The sequence below is a fragment of the uncultured Brevundimonas sp. genome, from assembly GCF_937870815.1.
In the GTDB taxonomy this organism is placed as follows: Bacteria; Pseudomonadota; Alphaproteobacteria; order Caulobacterales; family Caulobacteraceae; genus Brevundimonas.
This window is the reverse complement of sequence record NZ_CALMZS010000052.1, coordinates 1-2,467: the sequence shown is the minus strand read 5'-3', so window position 1 is coordinate 2,467 and position 2,467 is coordinate 1. Positions and strand designations below refer to the sequence as shown.

Sequence of the window (2,467 nt, the reverse complement as noted above, 5' to 3'; positions counted from 1 at the left end):
CCGCCGCATCGTCGCCCTGCCGCTGATCATCGGCGGCCTGCTGCTGGACGGCGCCGCCGCCGGCTATTTCCGCCGCCTCGGCACCGCCGTCCAGCCGTGGAAGCCGACCACCGTCCTCGCCACAGGCGGCCTCTACCGCTTCAGCCGCAACCCCATCTACCTGGGCTTCGCCATCACCTACGCCGGCCTCGCCGTCGCCATGGACAGCGTCCTCGTCCTGCTGCTGCTGATCCCCTGCCTGTGGGTCATCGACCGCTTCGTGATCCAGCGCGAGGAGCGCTACCTGTCCGCCAAATTCGGCGCCGGCTACGACGCCTACCGCGCCCGGGTGCGCCGATGGCTGTAGCCCCCGATCGGCGCGACGAGCTGTCGCTGATGGCCATGGAGGAGCTGGACGCCGCCTGCGCCCTGGCTTGGCCGGAGATCAGGGCCATCACCCCGTGGGGCGACAGCTTCACCGGCTTCGCCCCGTCGGGCCGCGAGGTCGAGATCGAGCGCCGCTACCTGTGGGCGCACGAGCCGGAAGGGGCGGTCTCCATCGAGGTCGAGGTCCGCGACGTCGGGGCCCGCACCGGGGCGGAGGCCAAGGCGCTGATCACCCCGGACCGGGGCTGAGTTTCCCGCGTCGGGCGAATCCGCTCCCGCCGTTAACCTTTACCGTTGCCAAGCGCGGCGGTCGGGGCAAGATGCGCCGTCCGCGAACGGCGGTCGTTCCAGCGGGGAGCCCCATGTCCTACGGCGACGACTTCGCCGGCGTCGATTCGGCCGGCGCCCCGCTCGATCCGACCATCATGATCGGCGCCGGTCCGATGTTCTGGAGCGCCATGCTGCTGGCGATCGCGCTCGCCGCCCTCCTCGGCTGGTGGCTGGGGCAGGGCCGGTCCCATCGCCGCCCCGACGCCGCCGTCGAGATCTGGGAGGCCATCGACAAGGCCCTCCGCCAGGCGATGCAGGCCCACGACGGGGTGCTGCTGGATCAGGCGCAGCAGGTGTTGTCGGTGATCGACGGCCGGCTCGGCCGCACGCTCGCCCTGGCCAGGGGCCTGTCGGGGCCGCTGGAGGAGCTGCGCAAGGCTGTCGCCGGGACGCCGCCCCCGGCGCCGCCGGCGACGGCGCCCGCATCGACCCCGGCCGGCGCCGCGGCCCCGCCGTCGGCGGACGCCGAGGCCGACGGCGACGCCCCGGGCGCGGCCGCCGCGGCCGCTTCCGCCTCAGCCGCCTCCGGGAATGTGACGATCGTCAATGTCAGCGCGCCGCCGCCGCCGAGCCCGCCCGCGCCTCCGCCGTCCCCGCCGCCCCCTCCTCCGCCGCCGTCGCCCCGGAACCAGCTGAGCACGATGCGCCTGGCCATCGCCGCCCTGAACCAGCACTGGCGGGAGAAGGACAGGCGGGTCGCCGAGCTGCGCGAGGCGCACCGGGAGCTGTCGGGCCCCTGAGCCGGGTTTCCCCATCGCTGGAAACGGTCTAGGCCTGCGGCATGAAACTCGCCTCGCTCAAGCACGGTCGCGACGGTCGCCTCGTCCTCGTCTCCGGCGACCTCGCCTGGTTCACCGACGCCTTCCTGATCGCCCCGACCCTGCAGGCGGCGCTGGACGACTGGGAGCGGGTCGAGCCGGACCTGCGCGCCCTGGCCGAAAGCCTCGAGCACGGCGGCGTGCCGCGCGGCCGCTTCCACGAGCGCGAGGCCGCCTCGCCCCTGCCGCGGGCCTATCAGTGGGCCGACGGCTCGGCCTATGTGAACCACGTCGCCCTGGTGCGTCAGGCGCGCGGGGCCGAGATGCCCGACAGCTTCTGGACCGACCCGCTGATGTACCAGGGCGGCTCCGACGGCTTCCTCGCCCCGCGCGACCCGATCCCCCTGGCCGACGAGAGCTGGGGCTGCGACCTCGAGGCCGAGGTGGTGGTGGTCACCGGCGACGTGCCCCGGGGCGTGTCGCGCGAGGAGGCCCTGACCCGCATCCGCCTGGTCGGCCTCGTCAACGACGTGTCGCTGCGCAACCTGATCCCGGCCGAACTGGCCAAGGGCTTCGGCTTCGTCCAGTCCAAACCGGCCTCGGCCCTGTCGCCGGTCTTCGTCACCCCCCGCGCGCTCGGCGACCGCTGGGTCGACGGCAGGCTGAAGGGCGAACTGAACGTCCAGCTCAACGGCCAGGACTTCGGCAGGGCCGACGCCGGCGTCGACATGACCTTCGACTTCGGGACCCTGATCGCCCACCTGGCGAAGACCCGGAACCTCTGCGCCGGGACCATCATCGGCTCGGGCACCGTCTCCAACCGCGACGCCGACGGCGGGCCCGGCAGGCCGGTCAGCGAGGGCGGCCTCGGCTACTCCTGCATCGCCGAGGTCCGCACCGTCGAGACCCTCCTGCGCGGCAAGCCCGAAACCCCCTTCCTCAGGTATGGCGACACCGTCCGCATCGAGATGCTCGACGACCACCACCACTCGATCTTCGGCGCCATCGAACAG

The 2,467-nt window shown here is 73.3% G+C and carries 4 protein-coding genes; all 4 read left to right on the top strand.

What is annotated here, in order from left to right:
• A partial coding sequence (locus Q0588_RS03370) for an isoprenylcysteine carboxylmethyltransferase family protein (RefSeq protein WP_298743776.1) occupies positions 1 to 346 on the top strand: 346 nt, incomplete at its 5' end.
• Positions 337 to 615, top strand: a complete 279-nt coding sequence (locus tag Q0588_RS03365) for a hypothetical protein (protein ID WP_298743774.1) — start codon at positions 337 to 339, stop codon at positions 613 to 615. The genes Q0588_RS03370 and Q0588_RS03365, both read left to right, overlap by 10 nt.
• Before the next feature lie 113 nt (positions 616 to 728).
• Positions 729 to 1,436 (top strand): hypothetical protein, encoded by a 708-nt coding sequence (locus tag Q0588_RS03360; protein ID WP_298743772.1) that lies wholly within the window; start codon positions 729 to 731, stop codon positions 1,434 to 1,436.
• Positions 1,437 to 1,477: 41 nt separating this feature from the next.
• A partial coding sequence (locus tag Q0588_RS03355; protein WP_298743770.1) for a fumarylacetoacetate hydrolase family protein occupies positions 1,478 to 2,467 on the top strand: 990 nt, incomplete at its 3' end.